The organism is Sphingobium sp. PAMC28499 (genome assembly GCF_004795815.1).
In the GTDB taxonomy this organism is placed as follows: Bacteria; Pseudomonadota; Alphaproteobacteria; order Sphingomonadales; family Sphingomonadaceae; genus Sphingobium; species Sphingobium yanoikuyae.
The window spans coordinates 1,317,943-1,330,671 of record NZ_CP039248.1 but is presented as its reverse complement, the minus strand read 5'-3'; the positions used below and the strand labels follow the sequence as shown (position 1 = coordinate 1,330,671).

General features: G+C 64.3%; 21 protein-coding genes. 5 read left to right on the top strand and 16 right to left on the bottom strand.

Going from position 1 to position 12,729, the window contains the following annotated elements; translation table 11 throughout:
- Positions 1-7 precede the first annotated feature (7 nt).
- Both E5554_RS06440 and E5554_RS06435 read left to right on the top strand, forming a co-directional pair.
- Positions 8-550, top strand: a complete 543-nt coding sequence (locus E5554_RS06440; protein WP_017499105.1) for a histidine phosphatase family protein — start codon at positions 8-10, stop codon at positions 548-550.
- 2 nt (positions 551-552) lie between these two features.
- The gene (locus E5554_RS06435) at positions 553-1,077 is read left to right on the top strand and encodes a GNAT family N-acetyltransferase (protein ID WP_136186298.1); all 525 of its coding nucleotides are present in this window, start codon (positions 553-555) and stop codon (positions 1,075-1,077) included.
- A gap of 6 nt (positions 1,078-1,083) precedes the next feature.
- Here the strand turns inward: E5554_RS06435 and E5554_RS06430 are convergent, their stop codons facing one another.
- The 5 genes from E5554_RS06430 to rpmF form a co-directional block, all read right to left on the bottom strand.
- Positions 1,084-1,428, bottom strand: a complete 345-nt coding sequence (locus tag E5554_RS06430; protein ID WP_136186297.1) for a MerR family transcriptional regulator — start codon at positions 1,426-1,428, stop codon at positions 1,084-1,086.
- A gap of 82 nt (positions 1,429-1,510) precedes the next feature.
- Complete coding sequence (gene ihfA / locus E5554_RS06425) at positions 1,511-1,807, bottom strand: integration host factor subunit alpha (RefSeq protein ID WP_004209953.1); 297 nt, start codon at positions 1,805-1,807, stop codon at positions 1,511-1,513.
- Positions 1,808-1,932: 125 nt separating this feature from the next.
- The gene (locus tag E5554_RS06420) at positions 1,933-2,901 is read right to left on the bottom strand and encodes a beta-ketoacyl-ACP synthase III (protein ID WP_136186296.1); all 969 of its coding nucleotides are present in this window, start codon (positions 2,899-2,901) and stop codon (positions 1,933-1,935) included.
- Complete coding sequence (plsX, locus tag E5554_RS06415) at positions 2,898-3,923, bottom strand: phosphate acyltransferase PlsX (protein WP_010336845.1); 1,026 nt, start codon at positions 3,921-3,923, stop codon at positions 2,898-2,900. The genes E5554_RS06420 and plsX overlap by 4 nt, the downstream gene beginning before the upstream one ends.
- Before the next feature lie 66 nt (positions 3,924-3,989).
- The gene (gene rpmF, locus E5554_RS06410) at positions 3,990-4,169 is read right to left on the bottom strand and encodes a 50S ribosomal protein L32 (protein ID WP_004209950.1); all 180 of its coding nucleotides are present in this window, start codon (positions 4,167-4,169) and stop codon (positions 3,990-3,992) included.
- Positions 4,170-4,375: 206 nt separating this feature from the next.
- Between rpmF and E5554_RS06405 the strand changes: the two genes are divergently transcribed.
- Positions 4,376-4,804: an MAPEG family protein gene (locus E5554_RS06405; protein WP_026108754.1), complete on the top strand. Its 429-nt coding sequence runs from the start codon at positions 4,376-4,378 to the stop codon at positions 4,802-4,804.
- Here E5554_RS06405 and E5554_RS06400 read toward each other — a convergent pair.
- The 6 genes from E5554_RS06400 to E5554_RS06375 all read right to left on the bottom strand — a co-directional run bounded on the left by E5554_RS06400 (position 4,801) and on the right by E5554_RS06375 (position 8,284).
- The gene (locus E5554_RS06400; RefSeq protein WP_017499112.1) at positions 4,801-5,457 is read right to left on the bottom strand and encodes an MBL fold metallo-hydrolase; all 657 of its coding nucleotides are present in this window, start codon (positions 5,455-5,457) and stop codon (positions 4,801-4,803) included. The two genes, E5554_RS06405 and E5554_RS06400, sit on opposite strands and share 4 nt — an antisense overlap.
- A 54-nt stretch (positions 5,458-5,511) precedes the next feature.
- Positions 5,512-5,928 carry a hypothetical protein gene (locus E5554_RS06395; RefSeq protein ID WP_136186295.1) on the bottom strand — a complete coding sequence of 139 codons (417 nt, stop codon included), beginning with the start codon at positions 5,926-5,928 and terminating at the stop codon, positions 5,512-5,514.
- 22 nt (positions 5,929-5,950) lie between these two features.
- The gene (locus E5554_RS06390) at positions 5,951-6,376 is read right to left on the bottom strand and encodes an Rrf2 family transcriptional regulator (RefSeq protein ID WP_004209947.1); all 426 of its coding nucleotides are present in this window, start codon (positions 6,374-6,376) and stop codon (positions 5,951-5,953) included.
- Positions 6,377-6,470: 94 nt separating this feature from the next.
- Positions 6,471-7,517 carry a glycerophosphodiester phosphodiesterase gene (locus E5554_RS06385; protein WP_069335716.1) on the bottom strand — a complete coding sequence of 349 codons (1,047 nt, stop codon included), beginning with the start codon at positions 7,515-7,517 and terminating at the stop codon, positions 6,471-6,473.
- A complete protein-coding gene (locus E5554_RS06380) occupies positions 7,514-7,870 on the bottom strand; it encodes an ArsC family reductase (RefSeq protein ID WP_004209945.1) in 357 nt (118 codons plus the stop codon). Before E5554_RS06380 ends, E5554_RS06385 begins: the two co-directional genes overlap by 4 nt.
- Before the next feature lie 33 nt (positions 7,871-7,903).
- Complete coding sequence (locus E5554_RS06375) at positions 7,904-8,284, bottom strand: RidA family protein (RefSeq protein ID WP_007711207.1); 381 nt, start codon at positions 8,282-8,284, stop codon at positions 7,904-7,906.
- Between the two features lie 165 nt (positions 8,285-8,449).
- Between E5554_RS06375 and E5554_RS06370 the strand changes: the two genes are divergently transcribed.
- On the top strand, positions 8,450-8,764 hold the full coding sequence (locus E5554_RS06370; protein WP_004209937.1) for a hypothetical protein: 315 nt from the start codon (positions 8,450-8,452) through the stop codon (positions 8,762-8,764).
- Between the two features lie 3 nt (positions 8,765-8,767).
- Here the strand turns inward: E5554_RS06370 and E5554_RS06365 are convergent, their stop codons facing one another.
- Positions 8,768-9,184, bottom strand: coding sequence for a globin (locus tag E5554_RS06365; protein WP_136186294.1), 417 nt, complete (start codon positions 9,182-9,184; stop codon positions 8,768-8,770).
- A gap of 151 nt (positions 9,185-9,335) precedes the next feature.
- Here E5554_RS06365 and E5554_RS06360 point away from each other — a divergent pair, with 151 nt between their 5' ends.
- Positions 9,336-9,944, top strand: a complete 609-nt coding sequence (locus tag E5554_RS06360; RefSeq protein WP_136186293.1) for a thermonuclease family protein — start codon at positions 9,336-9,338, stop codon at positions 9,942-9,944.
- 30 nt (positions 9,945-9,974) lie between these two features.
- On the opposite strand, the gene E5554_RS06355 is transcribed toward E5554_RS06360, so the two are convergent.
- The 4 genes from E5554_RS06355 to E5554_RS06340 form a co-directional block, all read right to left on the bottom strand.
- The gene (locus tag E5554_RS06355; protein WP_136186292.1) at positions 9,975-10,616 is read right to left on the bottom strand and encodes a glycine zipper 2TM domain-containing protein; all 642 of its coding nucleotides are present in this window, start codon (positions 10,614-10,616) and stop codon (positions 9,975-9,977) included.
- A gap of 275 nt (positions 10,617-10,891) precedes the next feature.
- The gene (locus E5554_RS06350; protein WP_136186291.1) at positions 10,892-11,086 is read right to left on the bottom strand and encodes a hypothetical protein; all 195 of its coding nucleotides are present in this window, start codon (positions 11,084-11,086) and stop codon (positions 10,892-10,894) included.
- Between the two features lie 54 nt (positions 11,087-11,140).
- Positions 11,141-11,395: a hypothetical protein gene (locus tag E5554_RS06345; protein ID WP_010336834.1), complete on the bottom strand. Its 255-nt coding sequence runs from the start codon at positions 11,393-11,395 to the stop codon at positions 11,141-11,143.
- A gap of 253 nt (positions 11,396-11,648) precedes the next feature.
- Complete coding sequence (locus tag E5554_RS06340) at positions 11,649-12,701, bottom strand: ribonucleotide-diphosphate reductase subunit beta (RefSeq protein WP_004209931.1); 1,053 nt, start codon at positions 12,699-12,701, stop codon at positions 11,649-11,651.
- Positions 12,702-12,729 lie beyond the last annotated feature (28 nt).

Genomic DNA, 12,729 nt, shown 5'->3' with positions numbered 1-12,729 from the left:
AGCGAGAATGAAGCGGTTGACCCTGTTGCGCCATGCCAAGTCCGATTGGGACGATCCGGTCGCGCGGGATTTCGACCGGCCGCTCAACCGCCGGGGGGAAAAGGCCGCGCTGTTGATGGGCCAGTTCGCCGCGCGCAAGGATATGCGGTTCGACCTGCTGGTCGCCTCCCCCGCTGCCCGCGTCGTGCAGACGCTCGATACCTTCTTCACCGGCTATGGCGAAACGCTGGACGCGCGCTGGGACCGACGCATCTATCTGGCCTCTGCCCCGACCCTGATCGACGTGCTGCGCGATTTGCCGGACGAGGCGGACAGCGTGCTGATGGCGGGCCATAATCCCGGTTTCGAGGAACTGATCCTGAGCCTGGTCCCCGATGATGGCGCCAATCCGCTGCGCGAGGATGTGGAGATCAAATTCCCGACCGCCAGCATCGCGGTGATGGATCTCGCCATCGACCAGTGGGACGCGACGACGGACAAGTGCGGCACATTGCTGAGCTTCACCCGCCCCCGCGACCTGGACCCGGCCCTGGGTCCGGGATCGCGCTGAGCTTGACCACGCCGATTCACTGGCGGCTGGCTGTCGCCTCCGACGCCGCCGCATTGGCGATCTTGGGCGGCGCCACCTTCCTGGCCAGCTTTGCCCATGACCATCCCGGCGAGGCGCTGGTCACCCATATCCGCCAGGCGCATGGTGAGAACTATTATCGTGCAGCCCTCGCCGATCCGGCCCAGACGATCCTGATCGGCGAGACGCCATTGGGCGCGCCGGTCGGCTATGCGCTGATCACCCCGCCCGACCTGCCGGTGCCGACTGACGACCGGACGGATGTCGAACTCAAGCGCATCTATCTGCTAAGCGGGTGGCAGGGTGGCGGCAATGGCGACGCGCTGATGGCGCTGGTGTTGGCGGAGGCCCGGCGACGCGGCGCGCGCCGGCTGCTGCTGGCCGTCTATCCACAGAATGATCGGGCGCGGCGCTTCTATGCCCGGCATGACTTTGTCGAGATCGGCGAACTGACCTTCATGGTCGGGGACGTGCCGTTCCGCGACCTTGTCTATGCCCGGACGCTCTGAGCGGGATCAGCGGCCCAAGGCGCGCGCCAGATCGGCCCGGATGGCTTCGAGCCGGGCGATCAGGTCCGGTTCCGGCGTCGCGGCGGGCAGCGGATCGATCGCTATATCGTCCGTGCCATCGGCCAGCGCCTTCTGCGCGCCCTTGACCGTGAAGCCCTCGACATTGAGCAACTGGTTGATGCGCCGTGCCAGCGCCACATCGGCAGGACGATAGTAGCGCCGGTTGCCCGATCGCTGGAGCGGACGCAATTGCGGAAAGCGGGTTTCCCAATAGCGCAAAATATGTTGGGCAAGACCCAGCTCTGTCGCCAGTTCGCTGATGGTCAGAAATGCGCCCTCGGCCTTTTCCATGGGCGCAATGTTGCACCCATAGTCCCGTAAAGGTCAACTACGGTAAATATACGCCAATATTACAAAAGCTGACCGAATTGCCTCAGGTCGAGGCAACCCGGTCCCGCATCGTCTGGCTCGCGCGGAATGTGAGCACCCGGCGCGGCTCGATCGGCACCTCGATCCCGGTCTTCGGGTTGCGCCCCATGCGCTCATTCTTGTCGCGCAGGACGAAGGTACCGAAACTCGAAATTTTCACATTTTCGCCGCGCTCCAGCGCAGTCGACATATGTTCCAGGATCGATTCGACCAGTGCCGCCGCTTCCGCGCGGGACAAGCCAATGTGACGATTGACGCTCTCCGCCAGATCAGCGCGGGTCAGTGTGCCAGTGCCGGTCATCGCAAATCCCCAATGTGCCCCCCTGCATCATCTGCCGGGGCAAATGAATGCGACACAAATGTGATGCATGTTGGGTGATTCGGCAAGCAGGTCAGATACGTAGGGGCGATCGTTTCGCCGCCGTATCAGACCCGCAGGACGCAGGCGCCCCAGGTGAAGCCACCGCCCATCGCTTCCAGCACGATCAGATCGCCGGCCTTGATCCGGCCATCACGGGTCGCGGCGTCCAGTGCCAGCGGCACCGAGGCGGCCGAGGTGTTGGCATGCTGGTCGACGGTGACGACGACCTTGTCCGGGGACAGTTTGAGCTTGCGCGCGGTCGCGTCGAGAATCCGGGCATTGGCCTGGTGCGGCACCAGCCAGTCGATGTCGGCGGGCGTCATCTCCGCCATCGCCATCACTTCCTTCAGAACCGTGGCAAGATTCACCACCGCATGGCGGAAGACTTCCTGCCCCTTCATGCGGACCTTGCCCACCGTCTGGGTGGTCGAAGGACCGCCATCGACGTAGAGAAGCTGGTTGTGGCGGCCATCGGCATGCAGCTTGGCGGCGAGGATGCCACGCTGGCCGTCCGCGCTTTCCTCCGCGCCGAGCACGACGGCGCCGGCGCCATCGCCGAACAGCACGCAGGTGGCGCGATCTTCCCAATCGAGAATGCGGCTGAAGGTTTCCGCGCCGATCACCAGCGCGCGCTGCGCCGCGCCCGAGCGGATCATCGAATCGGCGACCGTCATCGCATAGAGGAAGCCCGAGCAGACAGCGGCGACGTCGAAAGCGACGCAGTCATCGATGCCGAGGGCGGCCTGCACCAGCGTGGCGCTGGCGGGGAAGGTCTGGTCCGGGGTCGCGGTCGCCAGGATGATGAGATCGATATCCTGCGCGGCGAGGCCGGCGGCCTCCAGCGCGCGCTTCGCGGCGTTGGTCGCCAGCGTGGTCGTGGTCTCGCCCTCGCCAGCGATGTAGCGGGTGCGGATGCCGGTCCGCTCGACGATCCATTCGTCGCTGGTGTCGACGGTCTGCGCCAGTTCCGCATTGGTGACGACGCGTGCGGGCAGGGCCGAGCCCGTGCCCAGGAGAACGGATCGACGCATCACTTGACGGGCAGCTCCAATTTGGACGCGACGGCGGACAGATCCTGCACCCCGGCCATGTCGGCGGCGATGCGTCGCGTGATATCCTCTTCCAGCAGGCGCGCGGCGACATGCACCGCATTGGCTACGCCCTTGGCATCGGCGCTGCCATGGCTTTTCACCACGACCCCGTTGAGGCCGAGGAAGACGGCGCCATTATGATTGTTGGGATCGAGATGATGCTTGAGCAGGTGCATCGCCGGCTTCGAGATCAGGAAGCCGATCTTGGACCGCAGCGAGCTGGAGAAGGCGCGGCGCAGCAGGTCGGCGACGAAGCGGGCAGTGCCCTCGGCCGTCTTGAGCGCGACATTGCCCGAAAAGCCGTCGCACACGATCACGTCGGTTTCGCCGCGGCCGATCTTGTCGCCTTCGGTAAAGCCGTCGAACGAGAATGGCAGGGTATCGGCGGCGCGCAGCACGGCGGCGGCGTCACGGATCTCGTCCGTGCCCTTGAGCTCTTCGGTGCCGATGTTGAGCAGGCGCACGCGCGGCCGCTCCAGATCGAGGGCGATACGGGCATAGGCCGCACCCATCACCGCGAACTGGACGAGGTTGCGCGCATCGCACTCGGTATTGGCACCAAGGTCGAGCATGACGACATCATTGTCGCCAAGGGTCGGCAGCATCGCTGCCAGCGCAGGCCGATCGACACCGGGCATGGTGCGCAGCGCCAGCTTCGCCATCGCCATGAGCGCACCGGTATTGCCGGCGGAAACCGCCGCACCGGCATCACCCGATTTCACGGCGTTGATCGCCATGCTCATCGAGCTGCTCTTCTTGCGAATCGCGACGCTGGGCTTGTCCGTGCCCTCGACGATCGTGTCGGAATGCACGACTTCCGACGCCGCCCGCAAATTGGGGTGGTTGTCGAGAGCCGCCTTGATCCGGGTCTCGTCGCCGAAAAGGGTGAAGCGGAGTCCTTCGTGCCGGCGACGGGCAAGCGCAACGCCTGCCATCATCACTCGCACGCCTTCATCCCCGCCCATCGCGTCAATTGCGATTCGCGGTTGGCTGGACACTGAGATCACCCCTTTGCGGAGATCGAAAAAGTCTTACGCCCCGACGGCGATGACTTCGCGGCCGTTATAATGGCCGCACGCGTCGCACAGATTGTGGGGACGCTTCAGTTCACCGCAGTTCGAGCATTCCTGGAATGCTTCGACGCGCAGCGAATCGTGGCTGCGACGCATGCCACGCTTGGACGGGGAAGTTTTCCTTTTGGGGACAGCCATGTCGGCACCTGTTTCCGTAATTAAATCTGGTTATGCGACTGGCCGGTTTCCAAATGAGACGCCGACGGCACGGGTGCCGCAGACCATGCGGCCCGGTTGATCGCGAAGCCCTGCGCCTATAGCCGTTTTTGCAGATGGTGCAAGTCCTTCCTTGCCCGCCGGCCCGCCGCGCCTATGGTGGCGGCCCGTCGAATAGGGGGATGCCCATGTTGTTGCCGATCACGCTTACACTGGCTGCGGCCTGTGCGCTCATCAATTTCTGGCTGGCGGTGCGCTGCGCGCGAATCCGCGTGGGCGCGAAGCTTCTGCACGGCGACTCGGGGAATATGTTGCTGGCCCGACGGATGCGGGCGCACGCCAATTTCATTGAATATACGCCGATCGTGCTGATTCTCTTCGGCCTGATCGAAATGGCGATCGGCGCGCCGCTGTGGCTGTGGATCGGGGCGATGATCTATGCGCTGGCGCGAATCGCCCATGGCTTTGGCATGGACGCCGACAAGCCGACGGTGTGGCGCGCGGGCGGCGCGCTGCTGACCTGGATCGTGATGCTCGGCCTGGCGGTGGCGGCGCTCTATGTCGCCTATGGCGCGACTCGCGCCGTGCCCGCCCCGCCAGCGATGGCCCGCGTTTAACCGAGAACGGAATCGGCCACATAGGGATTGGTGCGCCGTTCATAGGCGAAATTGCTCATCTCGCCATGGCCGGGGACGAAGGCGGTCTGGCCGCCGAGCGGCCAGAGCTTGCCGGTGATCGCGTCGATCAAGTCCTGATGATTGCCGCGCGGGAAATCGGTGCGGCCGATCGAGCCCTTGAACAGCACGTCGCCCACGATCGCGAGCTGGCTCGGCGCATGGTGGAAGACGACATGGCCCGGCGTGTGGCCAGGGCAATGATAGACGTCGAAGGTCAGATTGCCGACCGTCACCTGGTCGCCATCGACCAGCCAGCGATCCGGCTCAAAGCTCTCGCCCGGAATGCCCCAGCGTTCGCCATCCTGCGGCAGGCGGTCGATCCAGAAGCGATCCTCCTCATGCGGCCCCTCGATCGGGACATCGAGGTCGCGGGCCAGCACGCCGGCCTGGCCGCAATGGTCGATATGGCCATGGGTGACGAGAATCTTTTCGATCGTGACGCCATGCTGCGCCGCCGCCTTCTTCAGCACTGGCAGGTCGCCACCCGGATCGACAAAGGCGCCGCGCATCGTTTCCGTACACCAGAAGAGGGTGCAGTTCTGCTGCAGCGGGGTGACGGGGATCAGGGCGGCTTTGAGCGGCGGCGTGGTCATGCTGTCGATGTGGCGAAGCGGCGGGGCGAGCGCAAGGGCGTCCGCAATCAGCCTTTACTGCCCATAGCCAGGCTCAATGCCCTTCAACCAATTGCGTGCAGAGGCCGTGAACAACAATCCATAGGCAACAAACTGCCCCAGCGTCTGGGCGATACCAATCCAGACCGCCCCCAGTAACGCACCTTGCGAAATCATCTTGAAGAAGAATGGCAGCCCGATCAGGAACATGACGATCAAAATCCACATGGCTATCTTGCTGCGACGGCGGGACACGAACAGCACGAGTGCGATCATCAATCCGAACGTCAGGGCCTGGACGGTGAGGACGAAACCAGCCGACGCCATTTGGGTCGCACGGTCCCAACCCAGATAGGATTGAACGAGCCCGAGCACGAATGTGCCGAACATCAGGCGCTCGAAATTGATGATGGATTGCGGCCGCACTTTCATCTCCCCCAAGAATTCAGGCATGTTTTAAAACGGCACCCTCGCCCTACCCTAGCCCTTCGGCCGCGAAGGGTTCGGCGAGGCTGATGCTGTCGAGCACCTTGGCGGTTTCGTCGCGGACGCGCAGCATCACCCGGTGCAGGCGGCATTCGCTTTCGGGCAGGCAGTTGGTGCAGCTTTCATGGGCGAAGCGGCTGGCGCACGGGGTCAGCGCGAGCGAGCCGCGGGTCAGGCGGACGATGTCGCCATAGCTGATGTCGACCGGCGCCAGTGCCAGCCAATAGCCGCCATCGCGGCCGCGCTGGGTCGCCACCAGCCCTTCGCGCGACAATTCGGACAGGATCACCGTCAGGAATTTCGCCGGGATATTCTGGCGCGTCGCAATCTCGTTGAGGGGCACGGGCCCCTGGCGATAGCGGTCGGCAAGATGCTGGAGCGCGCGGATGGCGTAACGGGTCTTCTGGGACAGCATGGTCTGTTCGTTATTCGCCTGCGGCCCGGCTTTGGCAAGTCGAGCCGCAGGGTAGAGAAGGGAAAATCCGCTTTAATTTATGCGATGTTGCCGATCAGGGCTGCGTGCTGCTCAGAGCGTCGCGCGCCTGCCTGGGGAAATCGCTGAAAATGCCGTCGACGCCGGTCGCGGCGATCGCCTGGACATAGCCGGCAAAGTCGCCCCGCCCCTGCGGATCGTCCGGTCGCTTATACTGGTCGGGCAGGAAGCTGTTTTCCATCCGCAGCGTCCAGATATGGACCTGAAGCCCGGCATCATGGGCGCGGCCGACCAGCGCGGTCGCCCCTTCGGGTGCCAACACCATGGCGGCGGACGGGCCGAGGCCGGTGGCATAGCCAGCAATCGCCTCCAGCCCGGAGACGCTCATCATGTCGGCATAGCTGGTGCCGGGTTCGTCGGCGGGGCCACCCTCCGCATCGACCAGTTGGATGAGGCGCAGCCGGGTCGCTTCGTGCAGGGCCTTCAGATTGCCGACCTCGAACGACTGGATGAAGACCGGATCGTCGGCATTGGTGTAGCCATATTTGCCGAGCAGATCGAGCAGCGCCTGCTGGTGCGGCAGGCCGATACCGGCGAAATAGCTGGGATGCTTGGTTTCGGGATAGAGGCCGATGCGGCGATGCTGCTCCGCCTCCTTGGCGCGGACCAGCTTCAATATCTCCTCGAAGGTCGGGATGAGATAAAGGTCGTTGAAGCGGACATTGGCCGGGCGCAGATCAGGCAGACGTTCGCGCGCCCGCAGCGTGCGCAGTTCGGCGAGGGTGAAATCCTCGGTGAACCAGCCGGTCATTGCGATGCCGTCGATCGTCTTCGTCGTCTTGCGATCGGCAAATTCGGGATGGTCAGCAACGTCGGTGGTGCCGCCAATCTCATTCTCATGCCGGGCGACCAGCACGCCATCCCTGGTCAGGACGAGATCGGGCTCGATATAGTCGGCGCCCTGGTCGATCGCCCGTTCATAGCTGGCGAGCGTATGTTCGGGCCGCTCGCCGCTGGCACCGCGATGCGCGATGATCAGCGGGTCGGCGGCCCGGACGGCGGAAAGGGGGAGCAGGCCCATCATCAGCAATGCCCCGATGCCCAGCAGCCCCCGTCCGATCACGCCATCACGCCTTTCAGCGCATTTTCATAGGTCGTCGCCTTGAAACCGACGACCGTGCCCTTGCCGGTGTCGAGGATCGGGCGCTTGATCATCGAGGGGTTGGTGATCATCAGCAGGATCGCCTTGTCCGCGTCGATATGCGCCTTGTCCCCCGCGTCGAGCGCCTTGAAGGTGGTGCCGGAGCGGTTGAGGATGGTTTCCCAACCATGTTCCATCACCCATTCCTCCAGCTTTTCCTTGTCGACGCCGGCGACCTTATAGTCGTGGAAATTATAGGCGACGCGCTCATTATCCAGCCAGTTGCGGGCCTTCTTGATCGTGTCGCAATTCTTGATGCCGTACATGGTAATCATGATGGTTGGTCCCAGATTTTCTTTACAAGGGCGTTACCCTTTGAAGGCGGTGACTTCGATTTCGATCTTCATCTCCGGCTTGATGAGGCCAGCGACGACGCAGCTGGCGGCCGGACGGATCTCGCCAAAGATGGGCGCGGTGGCCTTGCCCAGATCGTCCCAATAGGCAGGGTCGGTGATATAATAGGTGACGCGCACGACATCGGCAAAGGAGAAGCCGGCGTCTTCGAGCGCCTTGCCGATCACCTTGAGCGCATTCACGCCCTGATCGACCACGCTGTCGGGCATGATCTTGGTTTCGGGATCGGTGCCGGTGGTGCCGGCGACGAAGCACCAGTCGCCCTGGACGACGGCGCGCGAATAGCCGACCTGCGCCTCGAAGGGCGAGCCGGAGGAAATGAGCTGGCGGGACATGGAGGGATTCCTGTTGCGATGCGAAAAGGATCGGGGCGAAAAGGATCGCATCGGCCTTTGCCGCCTTGGTTCCGCGCTGTCCAGTGCGTTTCCGGGCGCGCTTGCGCGGAACGGGAAAATGGGGTGATCGTTGGAGGGGGACATGCCCCTGCAAGGAGACGCGCCATGACGATGTCCGACAATCGCCCCTTCCCCGACGAGAGTGAGGAGAATAGCGAACAGGCCGACGCCGGCACCCAGGCGAACGACGTCGCCGACGATGCGCTGGGCCGGACCAGCGACCTGAGCGAAGAGAGCGAGCATGGCGGGCGGCCCAACCCGGCGCAGATCATCCCCGACGATGTCCCCGACCTGGTCGACAAGATGAACGAGATGGACCGGTCCGGCTGGATCGACGAGGGCGCGTTCGACGGCGAGCCGCGGATGGACGACGAGGATGATGGCGAGGAGGACGAAATCCTCAACGAGGATGACGACTAGCCGCTAGGCGGGGTGCGCCTGTGCCGGCGCGAGGCCGAAATTGATCATGCCGCGCGCCATATGGCCGAGCGCTTCCGCCATGGCGTCGGCGATGTCGGTGTCGAGATCCTCCTGCATGGCGATCGCGCAGGCGGCCGCGGTCGCCCATTGATCGGCCAGTTGCGGCGTGATCGGGAAAGCGCGGTGCAGCGACATGATGCAGGTGCCACGCTGAAACCAGTCGCGCGGGCCGCCCAGCCAGCCGCACAGGAAGCGGGTGAGGCCGTGGCGCACGACGGAGAGGTCGGCGGCATGGATGGCACGCAACTGCGCATAGGCCGGGTCGCTTTCCAGCAGGTCATAGAAGCGGTTCGCGATGGCGCGGACGACCGGTTCGCCGCCGATGCGGACATAGGGGCTGGGCGGCGCGGCGGCGTTCATGCGGCAATCTCCATGGGCTGAGGCCGGCGCACCCTGCGCATCCCCTGCGCTTCCCACATTGATCCCGATCAAACGCCGGTTCGCCCCGAAATGGCGACAAGCCGGATCAGATTTAACCCTCTGTTTTTCCTGAACCTGCTAGGGGCGCGCCATGTCCAGACGCCCCGACCGATTCACCCCCGACCGCATCGACACACTTTGGCGCCGGGAGGCGGCGCGTGCCGGACAGGCGCGCTTTCGTCGCCCCGCGCCTCAGCGCAGTGGCTTCAGCGGCAAGACACTGGGATTGGTGCTGGCGCTGGGGATGATGATCGGCTGGCAGGCGCCCGACTGGTGGGCGCGGCTGGCGCCCGAGATCGCGATGCCGACGGCGTCGACCGGCATGACACCGTCAAGCGCCAGCGCCGACCAGCTATCGGCCGATTTCGGCTATTGCCATAGCGGCGGCGGGACCAATTGCGTCGTCGATGGCGACACTTTCTGGTTCCGGGGCGAGAAATATCGGATCGCCGACATCGACACGCCCGAAACCCATGGGCCGCGCTGCCCGGAGGAAGGCGCGCTGGGCGCGCGGGCGACCAGCCGGTTGCAGCAATTGATGAACGCCGGCCCCTTCTCGCTGGAGATCGACGGGCGGGCGACCGACAAATATGGCCGAGCGCTGCGGATCGTGACGCGTGATGGCCAGTCGATCGGCCAGCAGCTGGTGGACGAAGGGCTGGCCCGGACCTGGGACGGGCGCCGCCACCCCTGGTGCTGAAAAAGGGGGCGTCCTAGCCCCCTTTTCCGATCAGCGGCAGCTGAGGCTGCCGCGGTCGATCTCGCGGCCGAGCAGCGCGCCGGCGCCGCCGCCGATCAATATGCCCGCCGTGTTGGAATAGCCGCGATCGAGCTGGCCGCCGATCAGCGCGCCGATCGCGCCGCCGATGATGAGGCCGGTGGTGCCGTCCGAACGGCGGCAATAATAGCGGTCGTCATAGCCGCGATAGATGCGCATGCTGCGGTCGACCCGGATCGGCGCATAGCCGCCGCGATAATAGCGGTCGGGGCGATAGCGGCCGCCATAGCGCGGATCCGGCCGGTTCCAGTCATAGCCGTAAACCGGCGGTCCGGGCCGGCGATAGTTGCCACGGGGCGGCGGCGGGCGATGGTTGCCGGGACGGCCATATTGGGGCGGACGACCATTGCCGGGCCGGCCCGGCTGGGGCGGGCGGCCTGCCCCCGGCCGGCCGGGCTGGGGCGGACGCTGGGCATGATTGCCGCCATGGCTGGGGGGCCGTTGTGCGCCCGGACCGCCGGGGCCGCCATGGCCCGATGACGACCCGCCGGGTCGGCCATGACCCTGGCCGTGCTGGGCGGCGGCGGGCATGGCGGTCAACGCTATGGTGCCCAGTGAAAGCGCGGCAATCATGCTTCTGGCAAAGCGATGCATGGTCCAGTCCCTTTTCGATTCCTGTTGACCGAGGCAAGCTAGAACGTAGCAGCTGAACAAATGTTGCACGAACGGAACAAAGACGAAGATGGTGGTCGATATTGTAGGAAATGCTGCGCTTAACTTCGCATACTTCCCGCACATTCTGACATTTAATTTCCAACCCTTGTCATTTTGGAACAAGTGATCGTCAGAGACAGGCCCGACGCCGGACGGCAATATAGGCCGGCGGGAAGAAATAGGACAGCGCGCCCGCGACGCCCGCCCCGTGCCTTTCAGAGCGTGTTGGCGATGATGGCGCGCTGGCTGTTGTCGAGACCGTCCAGCGCCGCAGTCGCGGCTTGATCCGCACCGGCCCGATCGCCGCCATCGCTGCCCACGAACTGGATCGCGCTCAGCAGCACCAATATCGCCCAGAGCAGCGCCATCCAGCGGCTGGTGAAGAGGGAGCGGAGTCGGACGCCGAACATGGCGACCGGTCTGGCATGGCGGCGGTTAAGGAAGCGTCACGCCCGCCACATCGATCAGCCCGGCGCCGGCGGGAAGGCCGGGGCGCGGGACGGCAAGCCTGGTGGCGGGCTGGTCAGCAGCAGCCGGTCGAGCTGCGCATAGCCCAGGCAACGATGGCAATAGGCAAAGTCGAAGGCCGTGTTGAGGATCCAGGCCTGGGTCGCAACGTCCCAGGCCGCCCAGGCTTCCCGTGTGACCTGATCGCTGCCGCAGACATTGCAGACGAAGACGTAGAATGGCGGGGATGGGGGATCGACGGGGCTGGTCATGACCGGACCATAGCCCAGGGCATCGCCATTCCGGCGCGAGACTGGTCCGTTATGGACGCGATGCGGAGGGCTGCAGCGGCGCAAAAAAGGGGAGGCGCTCCCCGCGCCTCCCCTCCCCTCGAACAGGTCGAAAGCCCTTTGCAAGCTGCCGTTATGCTAACGCATCAGCAGCTTGAAACGCTCCAGCGCCGCGCGGGCTTGATCACAGCGCGACGCGCATGGCGCGACGCGCATGGCGCGTCGCGCCTTGATCTTATTCCGCCGCGATGCCGGCGGCCTTGAACATGTCCGGATCGCTTTCGTCGACATTGGCCGCTTCGGCGCCCTTGAGCTTCTTGCGGCGGTCGAACGCGTCCCAGACGTCGTTCCACTGGCCGCGGGTCGCGCCCTTGGAATATTCGGTCGCGCGGGTTTCGAAGAAATTGGCATGCTCCACGCCGTTGAGCAGCGGCGTCAGCCAAGGCAGCGGATGCTCGTCGATCATGTAGATGGGCTTGAGGCCCAACTGGCCCAGGCGCCAGTCGGCGATGTAGCGGACATATTTCTTGATGTCCTTGGGCGTCATGCCGGGGACCGGCCCCATTTCGAAGACGAGGTCGACGAAGGCGTCCTCGATCCGGACGGTCTTCTGGCACATGTCCATGATGTCGTCCTTGACCGACGCGGTCAGGCAGTCGCGCTCCTTCACGAAGCTGTGGAACAGCTTGATGATGCCCTCGCAATGCAGGGTTTCGTCGCGGACCGACCAGGTGACGATCTGGCCCATGCCCTTCATCTTGTTGAAGCGCGGGAAGTTCATCAGCATCGCGAAGGAGGCGAAGAGCTGGAGGCCTTCGGTGAAGCCGCCGAACATCGCCAGCGTCTTGGCGATATCCTCGTCCGTGTCGACGCCGAACTGGGCGAGATAGTCATGCTTGTCCTTCATCTCCTTATATTGGAGGAAGGCCGAATATTCGCTTTCGGGCATGCCGATCGTGTCGAGCAGATGCGAGTAGGCGGCGATATGGACCGTTTCCATGTTGCTGAACGCGGTCAGCATCATCTTGATCTCGGTCGGCTTGAACACGCGGCCATATTTCTCGTGGTAGCAATCCTGCACTTCCACGTCGGCCTGGGTGAAGAAGCGGAAAATCTGGGTCAGCAGGTTGCGCTCATGGTCGCTGAGCTTCTGCGCCCAGTCACGGCAATCCTCGCCCAGAGGCACTTCCTCGGGCAGCCAGTGGAGCTGCTGCTGGCGCTTCCAAAATTCATAGGCCCAGGGATATTCGAAGGGCTTGTAGACCTTGGAGGCTTGGAGAAGAGGCATATGGGTTACTCCGCGAAATCTTTTCTTC